We start from the raw sequence: 1,406 nt of genomic DNA, 5'->3' as shown, positions 1-1,406 counted from the left end.
AGTAGTACAGCAGTTGCTGGAGCGCAGCGGCACCCACGCCGCGCAGGTCCGGGCCGTCGGTGCCCATGGCCAGACCGTGCGGCACCGCCCCGGCGAGTTCGATGGCATTGGCTACACCCTGCAACTCAACCACCCGGCACTGCTGGCCGAACTGACCGGCATCACCGTAGTGGCCGACTTCCGCAGCCGCGACGTGGCCGCCGGTGGCCAGGGCGCGCCGCTGGTGCCCGCCTTCCACAGCCAGGTGTTTGGCCGCGCAGGCGAAGCCGTGGCGGTGCTGAACATCGGGGGCATCTCCAACCTCAGCCTGCTGGACGGGCAGATTCTGGGCTTCGATTGCGGCCCCGGCAACGCCCTGATGGACCACTGGTGCCAGCTCCACACCGGCCAGCCCTATGACGCAGACGGGGCCTGGGCCGCCAGCGGCACGGGGCACACGGCCCTGCTGGCCGCACTGCTGGACGAGCCCTATCTGGCCAAAGCCCCGCCCAAAAGCACAGGCCGCGACCTGTTCAATCCGCCCTGGCTGGCCAGCAAGCTCCAGGCCTTTGCCGGGCTGGACCCGGCCGACGTACAAGCCACATTGACCGAATTGACCGCTAGCGCAATATCCATAAGCGTGACAAGCTACGGAAAATATAGCAAATTGCTGATCGTGTGCGGTGGTGGTGCCTTGAATGGCTATTTGATGCAGCGCCTGCAAGCCCTGCTTCCCAGCGTGCAAGTGCAGTCCTCGGCTGCGCATGGCCTGCCGCCTTTGCAGGTAGAAGCGGCGGCCTTCGCCTGGCTGGCCCGCCAGACGGTGCAGGGCTTGCCGGGCAATCTGGCCAGTGTGACCGGTGCACGCGGCGAACGCGTGCTGGGTGCCATCTACCCGGCCTGAACATCAATGGTTGTCGGCGTGGGTAGTCCCGGTCTCCCGCGCATCGGGCGATAACTGCCAGAAGATCCAGGCCGAGGCCAGCGTCATCAGCCCCATGGTCGCAAACGTGGCGTGGAATGCATTCAGCGTCTGCGCAGCACCTGCCCCCTCAAAGTAGCCGGTAAAGCCCGCCAGCACGGCCCCAGCCGCAGCCACGCCCATGCTCATGGCCAGCATCTGCACCATCGACAGCAAACTGTTGCCGCTGCTGGTCAGTGGGCCGTCCAGGTCTTTCAGGGTGACGGTGTTCATGGCGGTGAACTGCATGGAGTTCACCGCACCAAAAATCGCCAATTGCACCAGCTTCAACCACACCGGCTGGTCCGGCGTGACCAGCGCGAAGCTGGCCATGGTCAGCCCCACCAGCGCGGTGTTCAGCACCAGCACCTTGCGGTAACCCAGCCGGGTGATGAGGCGGGTGGCCAGGGTCTTGGTGACCATGCCGGCCAGGGCCACCGGCAGCATCATCATGCCCGCCTGGGCC

The 1,406-nt window shown here is 66.0% G+C and carries 1 protein-coding gene and 1 pseudogene; one reads left to right on the top strand and one right to left on the bottom strand.

Features of this window, described 5'->3' with window-relative positions; all coding sequences use genetic code 11:
• Window positions 1-883 (top strand): anhydro-N-acetylmuramic acid kinase (locus AC097L_RS24350; RefSeq protein ID WP_479589299.1); only part of this gene is annotated, 883 nt, incomplete at its 5' end.
• 3 nt (window positions 884-886) lie between these two features.
• On the opposite strand, the pseudogene AC097L_RS24345 reads toward AC097L_RS24350, so the two are convergent.
• Window positions 887-1,406 (bottom strand): annotated as a pseudogene (locus AC097L_RS24345) (MFS transporter); the annotation flags it as partial.

The organism is Rhodoferax sp. RT5P35 (assembly GCF_056521385.1).
The sequence above is the reverse complement of the archived record's forward strand: the minus strand, read 5'-3'. Positions and strand labels throughout refer to the sequence as shown.